Source organism: Kitasatospora sp. NPDC018619 (assembly GCF_044391605.1).
GTDB lineage: Bacteria > Actinomycetota > Actinomycetes > Streptomycetales > Streptomycetaceae > Kitasatospora.
In genome coordinates this window covers 41,601-63,209 of the sequence record NZ_JBISAI010000028.1, presented here as the reverse complement: position 1 = coordinate 63,209, position 21,609 = coordinate 41,601, and the positions used below count along the sequence as shown (strand labels likewise).

At 75.1% G+C, this 21,609-nt stretch carries 19 protein-coding genes; 10 read left to right on the top strand and 9 right to left on the bottom strand.

Annotated features, from left to right (window positions below; all coding sequences use genetic code 11):
• Positions 1 to 18: 18 nt before the first annotated feature.
• A complete protein-coding gene (locus ACH5AR_RS31130) occupies positions 19 to 1,344 on the bottom strand; it encodes an MFS transporter (protein WP_396304871.1) in 1,326 nt (441 codons plus the stop codon).
• Between ACH5AR_RS31130 and ACH5AR_RS31125 the strand changes: the two genes are divergently transcribed.
• Together ACH5AR_RS31125 and ACH5AR_RS31120 are read left to right on the top strand one after the other, a co-directional pair.
• Complete coding sequence (locus ACH5AR_RS31125; protein ID WP_396304870.1) at positions 1,329 to 2,609, top strand: ROK family protein; 1,281 nt, start codon at positions 1,329 to 1,331, stop codon at positions 2,607 to 2,609. The two genes, ACH5AR_RS31130 and ACH5AR_RS31125, sit on opposite strands and share 16 nt — an antisense overlap.
• Positions 2,610 to 2,737: 128 nt before the next feature.
• Positions 2,738 to 3,856: a PLP-dependent cysteine synthase family protein gene (locus ACH5AR_RS31120; RefSeq protein WP_396304869.1), complete on the top strand. Its 1,119-nt coding sequence runs from the start codon at positions 2,738 to 2,740 to the stop codon at positions 3,854 to 3,856.
• Between the two features lie 80 nt (positions 3,857 to 3,936).
• On the opposite strand, the gene ACH5AR_RS31115 is transcribed toward ACH5AR_RS31120, so the two are convergent.
• The 4 genes from ACH5AR_RS31115 to mscL all read right to left on the bottom strand — a co-directional run bounded on the left by ACH5AR_RS31115 (position 3,937) and on the right by mscL (position 9,554).
• Positions 3,937 to 6,426: a right-handed parallel beta-helix repeat-containing protein gene (locus tag ACH5AR_RS31115; protein WP_396304868.1), complete on the bottom strand. Its 2,490-nt coding sequence runs from the start codon at positions 6,424 to 6,426 to the stop codon at positions 3,937 to 3,939.
• A 317-nt stretch (positions 6,427 to 6,743) separates the two neighbouring features.
• Positions 6,744 to 7,619, bottom strand: a complete 876-nt coding sequence (locus tag ACH5AR_RS31110) for an MOSC domain-containing protein (protein ID WP_396304867.1) — start codon at positions 7,617 to 7,619, stop codon at positions 6,744 to 6,746.
• Positions 7,620 to 7,899: 280 nt separating this feature from the next.
• Positions 7,900 to 8,679 (bottom strand): DUF6643 family protein, encoded by a 780-nt coding sequence (locus tag ACH5AR_RS31105; protein ID WP_396304866.1) that lies wholly within the window; start codon positions 8,677 to 8,679, stop codon positions 7,900 to 7,902.
• Between the two features lie 428 nt (positions 8,680 to 9,107).
• Positions 9,108 to 9,554, bottom strand: coding sequence for a large conductance mechanosensitive channel protein MscL (mscL, locus tag ACH5AR_RS31100; protein ID WP_396304865.1), 447 nt, complete (start codon positions 9,552 to 9,554; stop codon positions 9,108 to 9,110).
• Positions 9,555 to 10,304: 750 nt separating this feature from the next.
• On the opposite strand from mscL, the gene ACH5AR_RS31095 reads away from it, so the two are divergent.
• Both ACH5AR_RS31095 and ACH5AR_RS31090 read left to right on the top strand, forming a co-directional pair.
• Positions 10,305 to 11,306 carry a glycosyltransferase gene (locus tag ACH5AR_RS31095; protein ID WP_396304864.1) on the top strand — a complete coding sequence of 334 codons (1,002 nt, stop codon included), beginning with the start codon at positions 10,305 to 10,307 and terminating at the stop codon, positions 11,304 to 11,306.
• A gap of 161 nt (positions 11,307 to 11,467) precedes the next feature.
• The gene (locus ACH5AR_RS31090; RefSeq protein ID WP_396304863.1) at positions 11,468 to 12,148 is read left to right on the top strand and encodes a thiol:disulfide interchange protein DsbA/DsbL; all 681 of its coding nucleotides are present in this window, start codon (positions 11,468 to 11,470) and stop codon (positions 12,146 to 12,148) included.
• A gap of 141 nt (positions 12,149 to 12,289) precedes the next feature.
• On the opposite strand, the gene ACH5AR_RS31085 is transcribed toward ACH5AR_RS31090, so the two are convergent.
• Both ACH5AR_RS31085 and ACH5AR_RS31080 read right to left on the bottom strand, forming a co-directional pair.
• A complete protein-coding gene (locus tag ACH5AR_RS31085) occupies positions 12,290 to 13,036 on the bottom strand; it encodes an SAM-dependent methyltransferase (RefSeq protein ID WP_396304862.1) in 747 nt (248 codons plus the stop codon).
• A 43-nt stretch (positions 13,037 to 13,079) separates the two neighbouring features.
• Entirely contained in the window at positions 13,080 to 14,219 is a 1,140-nt protein-coding gene (locus tag ACH5AR_RS31080; RefSeq protein ID WP_396304895.1) for a glycosyltransferase, read from the bottom strand.
• 66 nt (positions 14,220 to 14,285) lie between these two features.
• Here ACH5AR_RS31080 and ACH5AR_RS31075 point away from each other — a divergent pair, with 66 nt between their 5' ends.
• Positions 14,286 to 15,056, top strand: coding sequence for a glutamate racemase (locus tag ACH5AR_RS31075; protein ID WP_396304861.1), 771 nt, complete (start codon positions 14,286 to 14,288; stop codon positions 15,054 to 15,056).
• A gap of 932 nt (positions 15,057 to 15,988) precedes the next feature.
• Here the strand turns inward: ACH5AR_RS31075 and ACH5AR_RS31070 are convergent.
• A complete protein-coding gene (locus tag ACH5AR_RS31070) occupies positions 15,989 to 17,104 on the bottom strand; it encodes a polysaccharide deacetylase family protein (RefSeq protein ID WP_396304860.1) in 1,116 nt (371 codons plus the stop codon).
• Between the two features lie 371 nt (positions 17,105 to 17,475).
• Between ACH5AR_RS31070 and ACH5AR_RS31065 the strand changes: the two genes are divergently transcribed.
• The 3 genes from ACH5AR_RS31065 to ACH5AR_RS31055 all read left to right on the top strand — a co-directional run bounded on the left by ACH5AR_RS31065 (position 17,476) and on the right by ACH5AR_RS31055 (position 19,097).
• Positions 17,476 to 17,748: a hypothetical protein gene (locus tag ACH5AR_RS31065; protein WP_396304859.1), complete on the top strand. Its 273-nt coding sequence runs from the start codon at positions 17,476 to 17,478 to the stop codon at positions 17,746 to 17,748.
• A gap of 280 nt (positions 17,749 to 18,028) precedes the next feature.
• On the top strand, positions 18,029 to 18,598 hold the full coding sequence (locus tag ACH5AR_RS31060) for a sugar transferase (protein WP_396304858.1): 570 nt from the start codon (positions 18,029 to 18,031) through the stop codon (positions 18,596 to 18,598).
• Between the two features lie 10 nt (positions 18,599 to 18,608).
• On the top strand, positions 18,609 to 19,097 hold the full coding sequence (locus tag ACH5AR_RS31055) for an NUDIX hydrolase (protein WP_396304857.1): 489 nt from the start codon (positions 18,609 to 18,611) through the stop codon (positions 19,095 to 19,097).
• A 44-nt stretch (positions 19,098 to 19,141) separates the two neighbouring features.
• Here the strand turns inward: ACH5AR_RS31055 and ACH5AR_RS31050 are convergent, their stop codons facing one another.
• On the bottom strand, positions 19,142 to 19,681 hold the full coding sequence (locus ACH5AR_RS31050) for a PTS-dependent dihydroxyacetone kinase phosphotransferase subunit DhaM (RefSeq protein WP_396304856.1): 540 nt from the start codon (positions 19,679 to 19,681) through the stop codon (positions 19,142 to 19,144).
• A 407-nt stretch (positions 19,682 to 20,088) separates the two neighbouring features.
• On the opposite strand from ACH5AR_RS31050, the gene ACH5AR_RS31045 reads away from it, so the two are divergent.
• Positions 20,089 to 20,316, top strand: coding sequence for a DUF397 domain-containing protein (locus tag ACH5AR_RS31045; RefSeq protein ID WP_396304855.1), 228 nt, complete (start codon positions 20,089 to 20,091; stop codon positions 20,314 to 20,316).
• Between the two features lie 733 nt (positions 20,317 to 21,049).
• The gene (locus ACH5AR_RS31040; protein WP_396304854.1) at positions 21,050 to 21,544 is read left to right on the top strand and encodes a hypothetical protein; all 495 of its coding nucleotides are present in this window, start codon (positions 21,050 to 21,052) and stop codon (positions 21,542 to 21,544) included.
• Positions 21,545 to 21,609 lie beyond the last annotated feature (65 nt).

Here is a 21,609-nt window from a genome sequence, read left to right as displayed (position 1 = left end):
GCCGTCAGCCGTCAGCCGTCACCGTTCCTCCGTCGTCTGCCGCCCCACCGACAACGGCAGGAGCGCCGCCACGGTGGCCGCGAGCGCGACCGTGGTGAGGGCCAGCGGCAGCCCGGCCGCGTCGGCGAGGAAGCCGATCACCACCGGGCCGATCAGCATCCCCCCGTAGCCGAGCGAGGAGGCGAGCGCGACGCCCTGTGGCCCGCCCGCCGCGCCGGCCCGGGCGATGGCGAGCGGGAAGAGGTTGGCCAGGCCCAGCCCGACCAGCACGAACCCGCAGATTGCCACCGGCACCACCGGCGCCAGGGCGGCGACCAGCATCCCGCCCGCCGCCGTCAGCCCGCCGAGCAGCATCAGCCGGGTCTGTCCGAGCCTGATGGACAGCCAGGTGCCGCCGACCCGCCCGCCCGCCATTGCGAACGCGTACGCGCCGTACCCCGTGGAGGCCACTACGGAGCTCGCCCGGACGTCGTCGGTGAGGTGGAGCGTGGCCCAGTCGGCGACGGCGCCCTCGCCGTACGCGGTGCAGAGCGCCGTGAGGCCGAGCAGCAGGACGAGCAGTCGGGTGCGGTTGCGGGCCACCGTGCCTGCGTCCGCCCTCGCGCTGCCGGACGCCCCCGCGCCGCCGGATGCCCCCGCCGCGTGCCCGGTGCTCCCGGGCACGACCGCTGTCGCCGCCGGGCTGCGCAGCAGGACGACGCCCGCGCCGACGGTGACGGCCATGCCCAGCGCCGCGCTGAGCGTGAGCGCCCACCCGGTGCTCAGCGGGCCGGCGAGCAGTCCGCTGACGCCGGTGCCGGCCAGCCCGCCGAAGCTGTACCCGGCGTGGAAGCTCGGCATCACGGGCCGCCGCAGCTGTGCGACCAGGTCGACGGCCGCGCTGTTCATCGCGACGTTGGCCCCGCCGTACCCCGCCCCGAACAGCAGCAGCACCCCGCCGAGCGCGGTGACCGAGTGGGCGTGCGCGGGCAGCAGTACGGCGAGGCTGAGCAGGACGAGCGAGCCGACGGTCACCGGGCGCGAGCCGTACCGCAGGCAGAGGCGCGCGACCAGCGGCATGGTGAGGACGGCCCCGAAGGACAGGCAGAGCAGGGCGAGCCCGAGGGCGCTGTGCGAGGCGCTGACCTGGCTGCGGACGTCCGGGATGCGGACGACCCAGGCGGCGAAGAGGAAGCCGTCGACGGCGAAGAACGCGGTGAGGGCGACACGTGCGGGGCCCCAGGGGCTGTCGGTCACCGGGGGTGTGCTGCGAGACTGGGAGGAGGGGTGGACCGGCCGGGTGCGGGAACCGATTTTGTTTCGAAGCGACACAAAGTCACAATAGGGGCGTGCAGCTCTCACCATCAAGCCCGAGGCCCGGTACCGGGAACGACTCCGACGCGCAGCGCGACAACCACCGCCGCGCGGCTCCCGACCGCGGGCGGACGCTGCTCGGCCCCGCGCTCGCCCTGATCCACACCGGCCAGACGCCGACCCGCTCGGCGCTCACCCGCGCCCTGGACGTCACCCGGGCCACGGCCGGCGCGGTCACCGCCGAGCTGGAGGCGCTCGGCCTGATCACCGTCGACTCGCGCCCGGCCGGCGGCGGCCGCGGCCGCCCGTCGCACCGGCTCGCGATCGACCCGCACGGCCCGGTCGTGGTCGCCGGGCAGATCCACGCCGACGGACTGAGCGTCACCCTGGCCGGCCTCGGCGGACTGCTCGACCCGCCCGTCCACCTGCCGCTGCCGGCCGCCACCGACCCGGTCCGGATGCTGCGCGCCGTCGCCGTGGCCGGAGCCGAGCTCGCCCGCGCGACCGACCGCCGCTGCCTGGGCGCCGCGCTCGCGCTGCCCAACCCGGTCACCGAGCCGGACGGCACCGCGCTCGCCGCACTGCACTTCGCCTGGCCCAGCGGCACTCCCGTCGCCGACCTGTACGACGTCGAGGTCGGACGCGCCGACCACGGACCGAGGGCGCTGCGCCCGCTGCCCACCGCGATCGCCAACGACGCCAACCTGGCCGCGCTCGCCGAGTACCGCCACGGTGCCGGCCGCGGCGCCCGCCACCTGCTCTTCGTCACCTCCGGCCACCGCGGGGTCGGTGGCGCGCTGGTCATCGACGGGCACCTGCACACCGGCAGCGCCGGCCTCGCCCTGGAGGTCGGCCACCTCACCGTGGACCCGCAGGGCCGCCCCTGCGTCTGCGGCAACCGGGGCTGCCTGAACTCCGAGACCGACCCCGACGCGCTGTTCGCCGCCGCCGGGCTCACTCCGGAGCCGGGCCGCCCGCTGCTCGACCAGGCGCGCGAGCTGTGCCAGGCGGCCGCCACGGACGGCCGGGCGCGGGCGGCGGTGGAGCACGTCATCGACCGGCTCGGCCTCGGACTGGCGGGCGTCGCCAACATCCTCAACCCGGACCGGGTGGTCCTCAGCGGGTTGCACCTCGACCTGCTGGAGGCCGCGCCGGACCGGCTGCGGTCGGTGGTCGCCGAGCGCAGCCTGTGGGGGCGCAGCGGCCGGGTGCCGATCGTCGGCGCGGAGCTGGCGCACGGCGCGCTCGCGGGTGCGGCCGAGCTGGGCTGGGGGCCGTACCTGGCGGACCCGCAGTCGGTGCCGGTGCTGCCCTGAGGGGCGAGCGCGCCGGTGCTGCCCCGACCGCCGATAAGCGGAAGCTGGCCCTCTGAAAATCGTGACTTATCGTGCCCCCCATACACTCGTAGTGATCAGCGGGGGCCAGCCACGAGGAGACAGCGACCATGAGCACCCAGCCCGGCATCGAGCCGACCGCGGATGTCGACCGCTCCGACCGGGAGTACCGCGCCTGGCTCAAGGAGGCGGTGCGCAAGGTCCAGGCCGACGCCAACCGCTCCGCCGACACCCACCTGCTGCGCTTCCCGCTGCCCGCGCGGTGGGGGATCGACCTCTACCTCAAGGACGAGTCCACCCACCCGACCGGCTCGCTCAAGCACCGCCTGGCCCGCTCGCTCTTCCTCTACGGGCTCTGCAACGGCTGGATCCGGCCCGGCAAGCCGGTGATCGAGGCCTCCAGCGGCTCCACCGCCGTCTCCGAGGCGTACTTCGCCCAGCTCGTCGGGGTGCCGTTCATCGCCGTGATGGCCAAGAGCACCAGCCAGGCCAAGATCGACCTGATCCGCTTCCACGGCGGCGAGTGCCACCTCGTCGAGCGCCCGGACGAGGTGTACGAGGCCTCCGCCCGGCTCGCCGAGGAGACCGGCGGGCACTACATGGACCAGTTCACCTACGCTGAGCGGGCCACCGACTGGCGGGGCAACAACAACATCGCCGAATCGGTCTTCGCCCAGCTGCGCCTGGAGCCGCACCCCGAGCCCGCCTGGATCGTGGCCACCGCCGGGACCGGCGGCACCTCGGCCACCATCGCCCGGTACGTGCACTACATGCAGTTCGACACCAGGATCTGCGTCGCGGACCCGGAGAACTCGTGCTTCTTCGACGGCTGGGTGCGCCACGACCCGGGGGCCCTCTGCGAGAGCGGTTCGCGGATCGAGGGCATCGGGCGGCCGCGGATGGAGCCGAGCTTCGTCCCCGGGGCGATCGACCGGATGATGAAGGTGCCGGACGCCGCGTCGATCGCCGCCGTACGGGTGCTGGAGCAGGTGCTCGGCAAGAAGGCGGGGGCCTCCACCGGGACGGGCCTGTGGAGCGCGCTGCGGATCGTCGCCGAGATGCGGGAGGCCGGGCGGACGGGCAGCGTGGTCGGCCTGATCTGCGATCCCGGGGACCGCTACCTGGACAAGTACTACTCGGACGACTGGCTGGCGGGCGAGCGGATCGACATCGCGCCCTACCGGGCGGCGTTGGAGTCCTTCCTGGCCGGCGGCGCCTGGACGGGCTGAGCGGCCCGGCCGGGGCCGGTCACGCAGACCGGACCGGCCCGGCCGAGTCCGGAAGCGGCAGGCGGGTCCCCGCCGGGATGCTACGGGAGCGGCGGCAGGTCGGCCGGGACGAGCAGCTGGAGCTCCTCGGTGGACGGGTCCGTGAGGTGGGCGATCCGTACCGCGTGCCGCTCGACCATCGTCTCGAAGACCTGCCGCGCGGTGCGCCCGTTGCCGAAGCCGGGGCCGCGCTCCAGCCCGCCGAAGTGCTCCAGCAGCGCCTCCTCCGTCTCCTCGGCGAGCGCGTACTCGTGCTCGGCGCACTGGGCGCGGGCGATCTCCAGCAGCTCGTCCGCCGTGTAGTCGGGGAACCCGATGGTGCGTGAGAAGCGCGAGGAGACACCGGGGTTGGCGGAGAGGAAGCGCTCCATCTCGGCGGTGTAGCCCGCCACGATGACGACCACCTCGTCCCGGTGGTCCTCCATCAGCTTGACCAGGGTGTCGATCGCCTCGCGCCCGAAGTCCCGCGCCCCGTCCTCGGGCGCGAGCGCGTACGCCTCGTCGATGAAGAGCACCCCGCCGCGCGCCCGGTCGAAGGCGGCCGCGGTGCGGATCGCGGTGGAGCCGATGTGCTCGCCGACCAGGTCCACCCGGGCCACCTCGACCAGGTGTCCGCGCTGGAGCACCCCGAGCGAGGCGAGGATCTCGCCGTAGAGCCGGGCGACGGTGGTCTTGCCGGTGCCCGGTGCGCCGGTGAAGACCAGGTGCCGGCGCAGTGAGGGCGCCTTGAGCCCGGCCTGACGGCGGCGCCGGCCGACCGAGATCAGGTCGATCAGCGTGCGCACCTCCTGCTTCACGGTGGCCAGCCCGACCAGTGCGTCCAGCTCGGCGAGCGCCTCCTCGGCCGGCCGGCAGTCCGGGATCGGCGCGATCGCCCCCGAGCCGGACGCGGCCGGCGCCGGTACCGGGACCGCGGCCAGTCGGGCCGTCCGCGGTGCCGGTACGTCGGCGCCCCCGAAGCCCCCCGACCCGCCCCCGAAGCCCCCCGACCCGGCCCCGAAGCCTCCCGACCCGGCCCCGCCGCCCGGCGTGCCGGGAGCGGCCGGCACCGGGGCGGCCCCGACGTCGTCCGAGGTGCACCCCTCGGCGACCGGCCCCGGTTCGGAGAACTCGAACCCGGCCCGCTGGTTGTGCTCGGCCCGGCACCGGGTGAGCTGGGTCCGGCAGCCGTCGATGATGTGGAAGCCGAAGCCCTTGCCCTGGGAGACCCGGCAGTCCTCGAAGGTGCCCCGCCCCTGCGCCGAGACGTACACCCCGGCGTCCGTGCTGGCCCGTACGGTGCAGTCGCGCAGCACCGGGTCGGCGCCCTTGGTGACGATCACGCCGGTGGCCACGTCGGAGATCTCGCAGTCGGTGAGCAGGCCGCCGCTGCCGTGGTCGCGGAACCAGAGCCCGGTGCCCGCCTCCTGCACCCGGCAGGAGGCCAGCGAGACGGTGGCCCCGCCGCTGACCGAGACCGCCGAGCTGCGGATCCGGCTGAACGAGCAGCCCTCGGCGGTGGCCGCGGAGTCGCGGTCGAGGACGAACAGGGCGTCCGGCAGGTCGTGCAGCGAGCAGTCGGTGAGCGTCAGCCGGGCGCCGTCGCTGACCCACAGCGCCGGGTACTCGCCGGTCGAGCCGTGGATCTGAGAGGACTCGGCGACGGCTTCGGTGCCCTGGTCCCAGACCGACAGGGCGCCGCGCCCGAAGTCCCGGACGGTGCTGTGCGCCAGGCTCAGCCGGGCGCGTCCGCGCAGGTCGGCGCCGTTCTCCGGGAGGTCGTGCACCCGGCAGCCGGTGAGCACCAGCTCGGCCTCGCCGTCCAGGGTCAGGCCGTTGCCGGTGACCCGGTGGATCTCGCAGTCGACCAGCCGCCCGCCCGCCTGCGCCTCGGCCTGCACGCCGCTGCCGCGGATCTCGTAGATCTCGCAGCCGGTCAGCTCGGCCGCGCTGCCGGGGTCCGAGAGCAGGACGCCGGCGCCGGAGGCGTGGTGGACGCGGCAGCGGTCCAGGGCCGCGGTGGCGCCGCCGAGGACGGCCAGTCCGGCCTGGCCGGCGGCGGCGACCTCGCAGTCCTCGAAGGCGGCGGCGGTGTCCGCGCCGCGCAGCCGCAGCCCGAGCCCGCCCGGGTTGGCGACCACGCAGCCGCGCAGGGTCGGCCGGGCGCCGCCGGTGACCTCGATCCCGGTGGCCGAGCGGGTCTCGACCCGGCAGCCGCTGAAGGCGGGGGCCGCCTCCGGCCCGGTGACCAGCACGGCCGCGGTGGTGCTGTCGCCGCCCTCGAACACCAGGTCGCGCACGGTGGCGGCAGAGGTCACGGTGAGCGCCACCCCGGAAGGCGGGTCGATCCGGACCGTCCCGGGGCCCTGGGCCGGGACGATCGTCACCGGCTTGTCCAGCAGCACGTTCTCCCGGAAGGTGCCCGGCCGGACGGTCACGGTGTCGCCCGGTTCGGCGGCGGCGAGGGCTTCCGTGAGCGTGTCGTACTCGCCCGCGCGGCGACGCCAGCGGGATGCGCTGTCCTGGGTGACCCGGACCCTGTGCTCAGCCATGACGGTCTGCGTCCCCACCTTCGTCGAGCCGGCGATCAACGGGCCGAACGCGCGGGGATGCGCGGGCCGCCCGCCCACCGTAGCGCGCCCACGTGGGTGGTCCGGCCGCCCGCGGTCGCGCGGACACCGGTAGCACTCAGCGCCGCCACAGGTTCCGACCACTGGTTTCAACGAGCGCACACAGCGGTGGTTCCGTCCGGGACGCGCCGGTTCGGGAGTGCGGCCCGCGTTCGGCGCCGGGCGGCGGGGCGGCGCGCCCTGCCGTCCGGTCGGTGCGGTCGGTGCGGTCGGCGGGAAGCGCCCTTCCTCCGCTGCGCTCAGCGCCCGTCGGCGGGCCAGTGCGCCCCGGCTTCGAGCACCTCGACCTCGTCGCCCAGGCGCAGCGTGCCGAGCGCGTCGCCCTCCACGCCGGCCGGCCGCTCGGGAATCAGGTTCTGCCCGAACGCGGCCTTGCGCAGCAGCCGGTGGTGCCGGGCCAGCGTGCGCAGCGGCTCCTTGCCGCGCCGCTCGCCGGTCTCCTGGTCGGTGGTGGTGACCACGCAGCGGCCGCAGGGCTTGACCACCCTGAAGGTCACCGAGCCGATCCGGATCCGGCTCCAGGTGTCCTCGGCCCACGGCTCGGTGCCGCCGACCACCGCGTTCGGGCGGAAGCGCTCCATCGGCAGGGCCTCGTGGCCCTCCGGGTGCTCGGCGGCGATCAGCTCGTTGAGCCGGTCCAGGGAGGCGGTGGTGGTGAGCAGCAGCGGGAAGCCGTCGGCCATCGAGACCCTGTCCCCGGGGCCGCCGTACTCGGGGTCGACCGGCCGGGCCCGCGGGTCGTCCAGGTGCACCAGGCGGTAGTCGCCGAGGTGTTCGGCGATCCACTCGTGCGCGTCCTTGGCGGCCTCCGCGGCCCGGAAGCGGGTGCCCCAGACCTCGACGTCGGCGAGCGGGGCACCGGCCGTGACGGCGGGGGCGGGCACCTCGATCCGGGAGCCGCCGGGGGCGGTGAGGGTGAGGACGCCGTCCGGCAGCAGCCCGGCCCGGATCTGTCCGAGCGCCGGGTCCTCCCGCTGGCTGACGAAGCGTCCGGTCGGGTCGGCGAGCATCCAGCGGCGGTCTCCGGCCAGGCCCCAGGGGTGGACCACGGCGGTGTCCGGGCTCAGGCGGTACATCGACTTGACGGGGTAGACGTGGAGTCCGGTGAGCTGCATTCCCCCATCCTGCCAGCCCCGCCGCGGCCGACCGCGAAGGCCCCCGGCCCCCGGCGGCCGGCCACCGGCTACGGCGCCCGGACCGTCCCTGCCACCACCCTCCGGAGCGCCCCGGAATCCGCCCCGGATGCGCACGGACCGCCCGGGACGCCGTGGGGGGCGTTCCGGGCGGTCCGTGGATGACCCGTTTCTCCGTTCGCCCGGCGTACGGGGGGCGCCGGGTGGTGCTCAGGTGGTGCGGGTGCGGGCCGCGTGGGGGACGGCCTCGGGGTGCCAGCGGTCAGTAGCCCTGGCCCTGCTGCTGGTAGCCGCCCTGGAACTGGCCGGACTCGCCGTACGGGCCCGGGCGTTGCGGCTGCATCGGGCGGACCGGCGCGACCGGCGCCATCGCCGGGCGCAGCTGGGCGCCGCCGAAGGACTGGTCGCCGCCCTGGCCCTGGAGGCCGGGCCCGCCGGCGCTCTGGCCGCCGAACGACGGCTGGCCGCCGAAGCCCTGCGGGGTGCCGGGCTGGCCCTGGCCGAAACCGTTCGGGCCGCCGGCCGGCTGCGCGCCGAAGGTCTGCTGGCCGCCCTGGGCGCCGATGAAGGTGTTCTGGCCGCCGAAGCTCTGGCCGCCGGTCGGCTGGTAGCCGCTGTTCGAGGCCGGGGTGAAGGCCGGGGCGCCGGGCTGCGGCCGCTGGTACGGCTGGGGGGCGCCGTAGCCGGGGACGGGCGGCTGGGGGGCGGCGTACGCCGGCGCGGGCTGCGCGGGGATGTACGCCGTGGAGGGGCCGGCGGAGGGGCCGCTGCTCGGGCCGGGGCCCAGGGCGAGGCGGGCGGGCGGCAGCGCGGGGAGGTTGCTGCCGGCATTCTCGTACCCGTTGCCGTAGCGGTTCTCGTAGGACGGGCCGAGGCCGGATCCGTAACCGGACGACAGGGCCGGCGGCAGGGCGGCCGGCACGTTGATGGGCGCGATCTGGGGGACGCCGCGCTCAGCCACGAGGCTGTCGTAGATCGGCGTGCCGGAGGAGTAGGACGGAGAGGGGTAGCCGACTCCGTCGTAGGAGCGGGGCGAGGTCATGGGCCATACGGTAAGCCCACAACGCGCCTGCTGAGGAGAGCGGGAGGGGGAGCAGTTCGAGTGTTTACACAGTCTTCGCTCGCACAAAGGTTTCGAAAGTAGGAAAGACGGACATTCCGGCGTCCGGTTCCGGACAACCTTGGCAGCCCGTCAGTGCTCGAACGGCGACCGGACGGAGGCCTCGGTAGGCCTTGGGGTGACCGGCCGGTGGACGGTCGGGGGCCCTGCGGAGAAACTTTTCCCGGACGGGGCGTGCGCGGGCGCATTCGAGCCCCCGCCGAGAGGCCGACGGGGGCTCGTGAATGTTTCGGGAATAAAATTCCCGTCAGGTCTTCGTCAGGTCTCCCGGCGGTCCGTTCAGGCCCGCGACCTGCGCCATCGGCCCGCGGCCGGGCCAGGCGAGGTGTGTCGCCGGGGTGGCGCCGGCGTCAGTGCGACTGGAGCGCCTGGGCCTGCGCGGGCAGGGCCGGCTTGCCGACCTCGGAGGTGCAGAACGAACACCGGGTCGCGGCGGCCGGGATGGAGCTCAGGCACTCCGGGCAGTCGACCTTCGCGGCCGGCGCGGGCTTGGCCGATTCGAAGCGGGCCTGGAGCTTGCCGACCGGCAGCACCACGGCGAAGTAGATCACGGCGGCGGTCAGCACGAAGCCGATGACCGCGTTGACGAAGAGGCCGTACGGGAACCGCGCGCCGGCCACCTCGAAGGTCTTCTGGGAGAAGTCGCCGACGGCGCCGGACGCGACGCCGACCAGCGGGGTGAGGAAGGCACTGACGAACCCGGTGACGACCGCGGTGAAGGCCGCGCCGATCACGATGCCGACCGCGAGGTCCACCACGTTTCCGCGCAGCAGGAAGCTGCGGAATCCCTTGAACACCGGGTGACTCCAAATCCATACGGGGGAGGGGGAGATGGGGGCGGCACGGCGGGTGCCGCCCCCGGCCGGACATCCTGCCGAGCGGGCCCGGCCGAGGTCCAACCGCGTTCACCCGAACCGGGTAACGGCCGGGCCGCCCGCCGTCCGTCGGCCGGGCCGGGCAGGAGCCCTCCGCGTACCGGCCTTTCGCCGGTCGAACGGCCGACCGGGCAGTCGGTCGGGTCGGCCGGACGCCGGCCCCAACTGCGCTGCGGTACCGCGCATGTGACACCGGCACGCACCCGGCCCGGACGGCGCCGACCCGGCGCGACGGGGTGGACCGGAGCGCGGCAGGGGGCGAGGCGGGGCGCACGGCGGTCGTATCCGGCGCACGACGGCGGCCTCGTGGCGCACATCCGGTGTACACGTGCGGGCGGATGGGCCACCACCAGGTTGCGCGAAGGGGATGTACCGGGCGGAGCGCTGTGCCAAGGTCGGTCCATGCCCGACCATTTGTCGGCCGATCCGGCCGGAAGCCGTCCGCGTGTCCTGCACCTGATCAGCGACTCGCGCCGTGGCGGCGCACAGAACTTCGCCCGTGACCTCCACCGGGAACTGAGTCGTCGGGGGCAGTCCTCCGCGCTGTGCGCCCTCGCACCGCACCCGGCCGTCCACTCCGGCCCGGTCGAGGCGGACCGGCACCCCGCGGGCCGGCGTCCCGGACCCGTGAGGCAGGACGCCGGGAGCCCGGACGCCGCGAGCCCGGACGCCGTGAGCCCGGACGCCGGGTCCGGGAACCGGGCCGCCGCCGACTGCTCCGCCGCCTCCGAGCTGCGCGCCGCCGCCGTACTGGGCCCCGGGCGGCTGCACCCGAGCACCCTGCGGGCGCTGCGCTCCGCCGCCCGCACCGCCGACGTGGTGCTCGCCCACGGCTCGGACACCCTGGCCGCCTGCGCGCTCGCCCTGGCCGGGACCCCCACCCCCTTCGTCTACGTGTCGGTCGGCCACCCGCGCTACTGGACCGCCAGCCGGTGGCGCCGGGTGCGCGGGGGTGCGCTGATGCACCGGGCGGCCGCCGTCACCACCCTCACCGACGAGGCGCGCGCCGTCCTGGAGGAGCAGTTCCGGCTCCCCGAGGGCAAGGTGCACGTGATCCCCAACTCTCGTGCGGCCGAGAGCTATCCGCCCGCCGACGGCCGGGACGACCGGCGCGCCGCCCGGCACGCGCTGGGCCTGCCGGCCGACGTGCTGCTGGTCGCCTGGATCGGGGCGATAGCCCCGGAGAAGCGGCTCGACCTGGCCCTCGACGTGCTCGACCGGCTGCCCGACGTCCGGCTCGCCGTCGCCGGGGACGGGCCGCTGCGCGAGACACTGGCCCGCCACCCGGCCGCCGCCCGCGCCCACTTCCTCGGTCCGCTGCCCGACCCGGCCCCGCTCTACCGCGCCGCCGACGCGCTGCTGCTGACGAGCGACAGCGAAGGCGTGCCCGGCGCGCTGATCGAGGCGGCGCTGGCCGGCGTACCGGCCGTGGCCACCGACGTCGGCTGGGTGCGCGAGGTCGTCCGGGACGGGGCGACCGGCGCGCTGGTCGCCCCGGGGGACCCGCTCGCCCTCGCCGAGGCACTGGGCAAGGTGCTCGCGGTCAACCGGGCGGGCCTCGGCGCGGCGGCCCGGGCGCACGCGCTGGAGCACTTCGAGCTGGGAGCGGTGGTGGACGCCTGGCAGCAACTCGTCGACGGGGTGTGGACGTCGGGCGCGCAGGCGGCCCGCTGACGGGGTTCGCCGGGGCCCGCCGCAGGGGACGGCCGGCTTCACCCCCTCGGGTGACCGGACCTGCCCGCGGGTGCGGCCCGGCTACGCCTTCCGGGGGAATCCGGCGCGGCCCGTGCGCAGCAACCGGCCGGTAGCGGAACGTCGTCAGCACACTGCCCCGTGTGAAGAACTCGAAGTCGCTGCTGCGGTCCACCGTCCTGCTCGCCGTCGCCGCCGGGATCGCCGCGTCCCCCGTCCAGGCCGGCGCGGTGAGCCACCATCAAACCCCATCCGAGGGGGCGCAGTTCGTCAAGCTCGACCACCCGCAACCGGTCCGCGAGAGCTCCCGCACCGAGGCGGTCGAGTTCTTCTGGTACGACTGCGGCCACTCCCAGGCGCTCGAACGGCCCCTGGAGGCCTGGGCGGAACGGCACCGTGCCGACGTCGCGCTGCGCCGCATCCCGGCCATCTGGCCCGGCAGCCGGGAGGAGGCCGTGCAGCGCGGCCACGCCCGGATGTACTACGCGCTGGAGCGCCTCGGCCTGGTGGAACGCCTCCAGGCCACCGTCTTCCGCGCCGTGCACAACGAGGGCGTCGACCTCACCACCGAGGCCACCGCCACCGACTGGGCGGCGCGCCAGGGCGTCGATGCCAAGGCGTTCGGCCGGGCCTACCGCTCCTCTGCGGTGACGCGGTCCGTCGACGAGGCCGCCGCGGCCTTCACCCGCTACGGCATCACCGAGCTGCCGACGGTCGTCGTCCAGGGCGAGTACCGCACCTCGCCGACCCAGGCCGGCGGCGTCGAGGCGATGCCCGGGGTACTCGACCGCCTGGTGGAGCAGGAGCGCACGCACCACCGCTGAGGCGGCGCAACCGGCCCTCGCGGGGCCCGGATCGGCTCGCCCACGGTCCCGGTCCGGCAGGAGGACGGGGCGGGGGCGGGGCAGGGGACGGGCGAGCCGACGCCCCGCCCCCGTCCTTCCGCCGCCGCACGGAGTCCCGGTTCAGTCCCGGCGCAGCAGGTACGTGACGAAGCCGAGCGTCCCCCGGTAGCCGTGCAGCCACCCCGTACGGTGCCGGTCCGCGGCCTCCCGGGCGGCCGTCGCGTCCGGGTGCTCCGGGTGGTCCAGGGCCCAGGCGGCCAGCGAGCCCGTCCAGGAGAACTCGTAGTCGTCCCACTCCTGTTCGGTGCTGACGTGCCCGAACACCGGCGTCCAGCCGTCCGCGAGGACCCGGTCGGTGGTCGTCGCCAGATCCGCGAAGTCCTCCCGCGCCGCACCCAGCCCGTCCAGGGCCGCCGGGGACGGCTCGCGCTGCCAGAAGCCCTCGCCGACCAGCAACCGGCCGCCCAGGGCGAGGAGTTCGCGGGCCGCGGCGAGCGTCGGCAGCAGCCCGTCGAAGGCATGGGTGGCGCCGACGCAGAGCACCAGGTCGAAGGGCTCCTTCGCGGTGAACTCCCGGGCGTCCAGGTGGTGCAGGCCGATCCGGCGGACGACGCCGAGCACCGTCGCCGTCTCCCGGGCCCGGGTCAGTGCCGCCGCGTCCAGGTCCACGCCCAGCCCCCGCCAGCCCGGGCCCGCGGTCAGCACCCGGAGCAGCCAGGCGCCCTCGCCGCAGCCGAGGTCCAGTGCCCGGCCCTGATCCGTCCCGGCCATGGCACGGTCCAGCAGCCGGGCCACCGACTCGTCCGCCAGCGGGGCCGCGATCGGGTGGTGGGCGTGGGCGAGGCGGGAGGTCTGCTGACGGTCCATCCGAGCAGTATGGATCGGCGCCGGGCGGCGCGCAGGGGGTTTCTCAGGCCCGGGTGTAGGTCCGCCCCTTCCACGCCGCACCCCGGCCGCGCCAGTGCTGCACCGCCGAGTCCACCGTCATCAGCAGGTACAGCGACGCGGTGAACGGCAGCAGCGCCGCGGCCGCGACCGGCTGACCGTAGTACCGGACCATCGGCAGGTAGGTGCCCGCCATCAGCAGCCACGCGGCCCCGCCCGCCGCCGCCACCGCCGGTGCACCCGCCGCCAGGCCGGCCACCGTCGCCACCGGCGGCACCAGGTACACCAGCGCCAGCCCCAGCACCGTCCCGAGCAGCAGCAGCGGCGAGTGCCCCAGCTGGGCGTACGCGCTGCGCGACACCATCCGCCACAGCTGCTCCAGCCGTGGGTACGGGCGCACGCTGTCGACCTCGCCGGCCAGGCCCAGCCAGGTCCGACCGCCGGTCGACTTCACCGCCCGGGCCAGCGACACGTCATCGATCACCGCGCCCCGGATCGCCGCCACTCCGCCCGCCCGCTCCAGCGCCTCGCGCCGCACCAGTGAGCAGCCGCCGGCCGCGGCCGCGGTGCGGGCGCCCGGACGGTTGCTCCGGCGGAACGGGTACAGCTGGGCGAAGAAGTACACGAAGGCCGGCACGATCAGCCGCTCCCAGCCGGTCTCCACGCGCAGCCGGGCCATCTGCGACACCAGGTCCAGGCGGTTGCTCTCGGCGGCGGACACCAGCTCGGCCAGCGAATCCGGGCCGTGCGCGATGTCGGCGTCCGTCAGCAGCAGGTACTCGGCGTCCGGGCCGGCCAGCTCCACGCCGTGCCGCAGCGCCCACAGCTTGCCGGTCCAGCCCGGCGGCAGCGGGGGAGGGGTGGTGACGGTCAGGTCCAGCCCGTCGATCGTCCGCAGCTCCGCCGCCAGCGCGCCGGTGCCGTCCGAACTGTGGTCGTCCACCACGATCACCCGGGCCCGCCCCGGGTACTTCTGCGCGAGCAGCGTCGGCAGGCTGACCGGGAGCACCGGGGCCTCGTCCCGGGCCGGCACCACGATCGCGGCCTGCGGCCAGCGGACCGGCGGACGACGCGGCGGCAGCCGGACGTCGGTGCGCCAGAACGCGCCGTGGCACAGGGCCAGCCAGAGCCAGACCAGCAGGGAGAACGCGGCGATCCACAGCAGGACGGTCACCTCGGCAGTCTGCCGCAGAACGGGGCCGGGCGGGGGGATCGACTAAAGTCTTGAGCTGTGAAGATCGCACTGATGGACTCCGGAATCGGCCTGCTGGCCGCCGCCGCCGCCCTTCGGAAGCTGCGCCCGGACGTGGATCTGGTGCTCTCTTCCAACCCGGCCTCGATGCCGTGGGGGCCCCGTACGCCGGAAGAGGTCACCGAGCTGGCCCTGGGCTGCTCGCTGGCCGCCGCCGCGCTCGGGCCCGACGCGCTGGTGATCGCCTGCAACACCGCCTCCGTCCACGCGCTCGCCGCCCTGCGAACCGAGCTGGAGCCCGGGCTGCCGGTGGTCGGCACCGTCCCGGCGATCAAGCCCGCCGCGGCGCAGGGCGGCCGGGTCGCCATCTGGGCCACCCCGGCCACCACCGGCAGCGCCTACCAGCGCGGGCTGATCCGGGACTTCGGCGGGTCGGCGGACATCACCGAGGTCGCCTGCCCGGGGCTGGCGGACGCGGTCGAGCACGGCGACGACGAGGCCATCACGGCCGCCATCGCGGACGCGGCGGCCCGAACGCCGGCGGGCACGGACGCCATCGTGCTGGGTTGCACCCACTACGAGCTGGTCGAGGAGCGCATCCGCGCGGCCGTGGCCCCGAACGCCGCTCCGGGGCTCGTGCTGCACGGCTCCGCCGACGCCGTGGCCGCCCAGGCCCTGCGCCGGGTCGCCGACCCCACCCGCACGGGCAACGGCACCCTCACCGTCCTCCACGCCGGCGCCCCCGCCCACCTCCCCCCGGCCGCCGCCCTCTACCCCCAGGGCAACGCCCTCGCCACCCTCATCGGCTGAGCCCGTCCCGGCCCTTCGGCTCCTCGCCTCTCCGCGCATAGACCCGCCCATGCGGCTTCCCGCTGCTGGCGCTGGCGTGCACAGGAAGTCGGCCCCGCCGACTTCTCGCGCAGGAGCTCTGGGCAAGCAGGGCGGTCGGGGCGGACTCTACGCGCATAGATTCGTCCTCTCCATGGCCCTGGGCGCCGACGTGCACAGGAAGTCGGCCCCGCCGACTTCTCGCGCAACAGGCCCAGCAAATGGGCGACGCTCGCACTCCGGTGGCCCTCGCTGGCGCGGGCGCGCAGAGGAAGTCGGCCCCGCCGACTTCTCGCGCAAAGCTTGCTGTGGCCTAGGGACCGGCAGGCTCCGGGTGGCCGCTTCCGGCTGGAGGCTGTAGGTCTCCGCGTGCACGGAGTGGGCGACCCTCGCTTCTCTGGCGCGGGCGTGCGCAGGAAGTCGGCCTGGCCGACTTCTCGTGCAGGGGTGCGTGGGGCTGGGGTGGCCTCTTCGGGCTCGGCCCCGGCCGGCGTCGTGGGCGCGCAGCACCCGTAGCGGGCGGGCTGCGGGGGTGGGTAGCGCGCAGGAAGTCGGCCTGGCCGACTTCTCGTGCAGAGGGGGTGCGTGCGTTGGCGGCGCCCGTTGCCTGGCCCGCCGCGCGCAGGAAGTCGGGCCCGCCGACTTCTTGCGCGGCAGGTATGGCGGGCGATGGCACCCTGGGGCATCTATGCGCATGGACATGCGTACCAAGCCGGGCTGCGCCGGCGCTGATTCCGGGGCGGGAACCGCACGGGAAGTCGGCGAGGCCGACTTTTCGTGCAGGGGGCCGGGCGCTGCTTCCGGGCAGGAATTTCCGGAGGCGTTCCCCCCGCTTGATCGGGGTGCGCCGGAAATCGATTCGGACGCTGCGCGGGAAGTCGGCCGGTCCGACTTCCCGCGCAGCGCCGCCCCGCTCAGGCGACGGCCTGGCGGCGCCAGCGGCGGTAGGCGGGCTCCAGGCCCGACAGGATGGTGTCGAAGCGGCGGGTGCTGGTGGTGGAGTCGACCTGGAGGCGGCTGATCTGGAGGGGATGGGAGGGGAGCCGGGGGCCCAGGCGGTGGTCGGAGAGGAAGCCGAGGCGGTAGCCGAGCTCCTGGAGGACGGCTTCGGCGCGGACGTCGTGGCCGCCGTCCGGATAGGCGAAGGCGATCGGAGGCTCCCCCAGCCAGCGGGTGAGGGCCTCGTGGGCGCCGGTGATCTCGGCGCGCACGGTGTCGTCGTCGCAGCGCCCCAGGCAGGGGTGCCCCTGGGTGTGGTTGCCGATCGCGACGCCGCCGTCCCGCAGGGCCAGCAGGTCGGCCGGGGTCAGCTGCTCCTGGCGGGGCGGCCGGCGGTCGGCGCTGACCCGCAGCTCGTGCAGGCTGCGCCGGCGGTCCGGGTCCGGCATCGCCTTGAGCCGCCGGAGCAGCTGGGACGGGTGTCCGCAGTCGAGCGACCGGGCCCGGCCCCCGTGCCGGGCGAGGAAGTCGGCCTCGTGCCACCAGAACGGCCGCTCGGTGCCGATGAGCTCCGAGATGACGAACGCGGTGGCCGGAATGCCCCGGGCGTCGAGGGCCGGCAGGGCGTGGGTGACCACGCTCCGGTCGGCGTCGTCGAAGGTGACCAGGACGCTCCGGGGCGGCAGCGGCCGCCGCTCGGTCACGGCCTGGAGGACGGCGTCGAGCGAGACGGGCGTGGCGAGCCGCCGGAGCCGGTCGAGCTGGGCGCCGAAGGACCGGTGGTCCGTCACCCCGTGGTACGCGAGCACGGCGAGCCGCTGTGCGGCCATGGCCCGGAACAGCGGCTGGACGGGGGCGAACCGCAGCCATTCGCCCCGGGCGTCCTGCCGGTCGGTGTCGACGGTCGCCCGGTGACGGCCCCCGCCGTCCCGGTGCGCCCCGTACCGGTGCTCGTCGTGCCGGTGCCCGCCGTACGGACGGCCGGTGGGCCGTCCGACGGGCAGGGCCACCGGCACGGGTAGCGTGCGCACGGCGGGTGCGGGCCGGGCGCGGGCCATGGAGATCGATGTACTGGACTGGGACTGCGGCACGGTTCCCCCTCGTTCGCCGAGCGGCGTGGCGGTACCGCCGGAGGACGGAGCCCGGCCTCCGACTCCAGGGGCGGCGGCTCCGCTCCTGGATATTCCTGTTCTCGGTGGGGGGTTCACACCCGTCCCTCGAACGGCTCCTGGATCACTCAATGCCATTGAGACCGCTGCACCGGACGGATGGTTGTACCGGGGGGACGAGGATTTTTCGTGGACTGATTGTGGAGCCGGAATGCCCGCGCTTACACCCCGGGCACGCGTCGCAGCGGTCTCGGCGGGCCGCTGACCAGCCGGTATCCCATGGTCGCGCAGCGTGTTCGAATCTTCACTCCCTGCGGGCTGCCCACCGCCCCGCCCCGGGGTACCTTGGGCTCATGGCAGATGCGGACCGTGACCCCTTCCACCTCCACGGGGCCTCCCGGATGGCTCGCGCGTGCAGCGGCGGCGCCCTGGTCACCCACCAGCTCCCGCTGACCGTGGTCGGCCTGGCCTGCCTGGCACTCGGCATCGTGGTGGCCGTGTTCGTGCCGGACAGTGACGGGCCGGCGTGGGCGATGGCGGTGGCAGGCTGCCTGGCCGCCGGGGTCCTGCTGCTCGGCCGGATCGCCTTCGGCGTGTTCCGCGACCGCCGGCGCGCCGTGCTCTGACGGTGCCCCGGTCGGCGTACCGGCCGGACGGTCGGCGGGTTCCGTCCGGGTGTTGCCCCCACCCGTAACGTCGACCGTTCTCGGAATTCTGAAACGGCTGATCGAGCGGAATTGGTCAGGCCGACTGAATATCGTCCAGTCTGACAATCTTGGACCCACTTCTTTCACCATTTCCGGACGACGGCTCCATCCCGCCCCTACCGTGATGGTGTTCTTCCGGCTCGACGTGCGGTGGAGGGGGAGGGATGGCCGGTAGACCGGACCGCACCGTGGCCGCTTCATGAGGCGCGCCGCGGACCTCGCCCTCGCCGCCCTGGCCGCGGTCGTCGCCCTGCCGCTGGCGCTGCTGATAGCCGTCCTGCTGCGCTGGACCACCGGCGGCCCGGTCCTCCAACGGCAGGTCCGCACCGGCCGGTACGGCCGCGAGTTCCAGGTCCTTCGCTTCCGGGCCGGCGGGGACGGCCGGCTCGCCTCCCTGCTGCGCCGCACCGGCCTGGAGGAGCTGCCCCGGCTCTGGAACGTGGCGCGCGGCGAGATGGGGGTGGTCGGGCCCCGGCCGGCCGACCCCGACCAGGTGGGGCGCTACTCCCGCCGGGAGCGCGGCCGGCTCGCGGTCCGGCCCGGCCTCACCGGCTGGGCCCAGCTGCACGCCGTGCGCCGCGCCCGGACGTCCCGCCCGCTGAGCGGCCCCGAGTGGGCCGAGCTCGACCTCTGGTACGTCGAGCACCGCTCGCTCGGGCTCGACCTGCGCATCCTCGGCCTCACCGTGCTCGCCCTGCTGCGACCCGACTCCGGCGGCGGGCCCGACGCCGGCCGCACGCCCGGCGTCGGCCCGGAGCCGCCCCGCTAGGCTGCCGCCCATGGCCATTCCCTCCTTCCTCGCCGAACTCCGCACCGTCGTCGGAACCCGCCCGCTCTGGCTGAGCGCCGTCGTCGCCGTCGTGCTGGACGACCGCGGCCGGGTGCTGCTCGCCCGCCGGGCCGACGACGGCCGGTGGGCGCCGGTCGGCGGCATCCTCGACCCCGGCGAGCAGCCCGCCGACGGCGTGGTGCGCGAGTGCGAGGAGGAGACGGGGGTGGTGGTCGTCCCGGAGCTGCTGGCCTCCGTCACGGTCTCGCCGCAGGTCACCTACCCGAACGGTGATGTGACGCAGTACCTGGTCCTGACCTTCCGCTGCCGCGCCGTCGGCGGCGAGGCCCGGGTGAACGACGACGAGTCGCTGGACGTCGGCTGGTTCGGGCTGGACGAGCTGCCGCCGATGGTCGAGGCCGAGCACGAGCGGCTGCGCCACGCCCTGGAGTGCGAGGGGCCGGCGGTCTTCACCTGGGAGGGCGTGGAGCGCCGCTGACCCCTGACGCGGCCCCGCTTGCCGGGCCCCGGGCCCGGAACCGCTCAGCCCTTGTGCTGCCGGTAGGCCTCCTCCGCCGCGTCCAGCACCGCGGCCAGGTCCCCGCCGGCCGTGGCGGTCGCGACCGCGGCCACCGCGCCCTCGACGAACGGGGCGTCGGCGAACCGGACCGGGAACGGCAGCCCGTGCTCGTCCGCCTCGGACAGCAGCGCCCGGACGGTGCCGACCGCGCCGCCCAGGTCGGCGAGCACCACCACGCCGTGGCCCTGGTCCACCCGGCGGGTCGCGGCGGCGACCAGGACGGCGCTGAGGCCCGGCCCGTCCGACGGGTCCCCGCCGGTCGCCGCGACCGGAGCGGGGGAGTCGGATCCGGTCAGCTCGAGCGCGAGCGCGCGTACGGCGGTGGCCAGTTCCAGGCTGTGGGAGACCAGGACGATCCCGACCCGCCCGTGCGTGGCGGGCCGGGCGGGCGTCGGCCGGGGCAACGCGGTGGGCGAGGGGGGCGTACGGGGTGCCGGGGGGTGGGCCGAGGGGGCGTCGGAGATGGGGATGACGTCGGCGCGGGTGCCGTCCCGGCGGCTCATCGGCTGCTCCCTTGGGCGGGTGGGGTGGACGGGGTGGACGGGACGGGCGGGCCGTACGGGCGGAGCGTGCGGCCGGACGGGACGGGACGGGAGCGGCCGGACGGCGCCCTGGCAGCACTCTGGCAGCTGCCCGCCGCCCCCGCCGGTCGGGACACGCCTCAACCCGTCCTCCGGCCGCCCCCGTCCCCACCCGGAGGAGCCCGCCCGGAGCCCGCCAGGAGCCCGGCAGCGATCGGGCGGGAGCCCCGCCAGGAGCCCGCCGGACCCCGGGCGCGGTGCGGGCGGGGTCCCGCAGCCTCGTCAACCCGCTGACCGGGGCCGGGCGGTGTGGCTAGGCTGGCCCCGGAACGCCGTCGGGAGGAGATCGGTCAGTGGGATCCAACAGCGGGACGGACACGGAGACGGGTGTGGCACAGCCGGAGCTGGCGCCGAACGGGAAGCCCAAGGTGGACTTCACCGGGGCGGAGTGGCTGTGCAGCAGCCAGGGCGTCGGGGACGTGCAGATCGCCTTCGTGGACGGTTACATCGGCATGCGGGACGGCCGCCAGGAGGACGGCCCGGTCCTGGTCTTCACGCCGGCCGAGTGGCGGGCCTTCGTGCTCGGTGCCCGGGACGGCGAGTTCGACCTCACCTGAGGCTCGCCGGGCCCCGCCGACGCGGGAGCGGACCCCCTGGGAGGGGGTCCGCTCCGTAGGCGACCCTTCGGGTCCGAACATCACAACTGATGATCTATTGAGCGTGCCCCGTCAGAATTTCTGTTGACTGTTAGACAAACGCAGCTCAGAGTAAGAGCACGGGCAGACGCCGTGCCCACCGCCCCCACGCGGCCAGACACGGCGCCTGCTGTGCGGCCCGGCTGTACAGCCAGGCCATCCTCCCAGTCATCCCCTGCGCACCGGGGTGCGTCGGCCGGTCCCGGCCCCGCGAAGGGGCCGGCAGTCGCCGGGAGGTGTGGTGCCGAAGCCGAGAGCGACTCGGATGACGGCACCGGTGCTCGGGACCCGCACGCCCCCACGCGGCGGCGTCCCGAGCAGATCCACGGGAGCGACGGGCCGGGGCCCCGCGGATCTGGCTTGTGATGCATGGAACTGTTGGCTTGTGTGTTTGTGCGGTGTGCGACGACGAAGCTGGGTGCTCGGCGGTTCGGCACGACGGAGTGCACGGTGAGGGAAACGCGTGTAGGGCCGCGTTGCGACATGCCGTCCCCCCGGAGGGTGAAACCCAGAACGGCTGTCGTGCAGAACCGAACGTAGCCCGGACGGTTGCTCAGAGTCAACATTGGTCTCTGAGCGTCGATCTCCCGAGGGTCCCCCGGCGGGGCCCGACCCACCTCGCGAGCGGTGTGTGCCGGACACGTACGATGTTCCCATGTCTTTTCTCCGCCGTCGCTCCGGACAGCCCGCCGGCCCGGACTTCGACGTGCTCGCGATGGACCCGGGCGACTGGCCCGGTGACTTCGGTGCGGCCATGATGACCGGCCCGGACGGCTCCTGCCAGGGAATCTTCCTGCGCTACGACCTGTTCGGCGGCAGAGGTCCGGCGATGTTCATCGGCAACCTCCCCGAGGGGTCGCCCGCCCGGGAGACCGGCGACGAGGTGCCCTTCGAGGTGCGGCAGCTGCTCGCGGCGCTGGAGAACGACGAGCCGGTCGAGTTCGTCTCGGCCGAGGACTTCCCGGTGATGCTCGGGGACGACCTGCTCATCGTGAAGAAGGTCAAGGTCAGCGAGGAGCGGGTGTTCTGCTCCCAGTTCGGCCGCAGCGACGGCGTCCTGGTCACCGTGGCCTCCTGGGACCGACCGATTTCGGACGACCTGTACCAGCTGCTGAAGCCGCTCCCCGCGGACATGTTCCAGCAGGGCTGATCCCGTCGGGCGCGGGCGGCGCCGCCCGGTGGCCGGACGCTGCTTGACGGTATCGATCAACGGTT